The 330-nt window shown below is 63.9% G+C and carries 1 protein-coding gene; it reads right to left on the bottom strand.

The window, feature by feature from the left end:
• Nucleotides 1-330: EamA family transporter (locus AC0IYH_RS30320; RefSeq protein ID WP_471837843.1), on the bottom strand; the 330-nt coding region annotated here is incomplete at both ends.

Below are 330 nucleotides of genomic sequence, written 5' to 3'. Positions count from 1 at the left end.
GCTCATGCAGGACGCCAGCAAAGGCGCAGGCCACGGCAATCTTCTGCAAGGGGCGCAGTCGCTCGCCATAGAACACCCGGCCAACCAGCACCATGGCGAGCGGCAAGAGGAAATAACCCAGCGAAACATCCAGCATGTGCCCAGTAAGCGGCGCCCACACGAACAGGAACCACTGCACGCCGATCAGTACCGCCGAAAGCGGCAAGGCGGCCAACAGCAAAGGCTCGCTGCGCAGGCGCTGCAGGACAGCGAGCAGCACCGGCCACTGACGCAGCACGGTAACCAGCAACAACACCGCCGGAATCGACCAGAGCACGCGCTGGGCGAACA

The sequence above is a fragment of the Pseudomonas sp. AC463 genome (genome assembly GCF_979253585.1).
The sequence above is the reverse complement of the archived record's forward strand: the minus strand, read 5'-3'. Positions and strand labels throughout refer to the sequence as shown.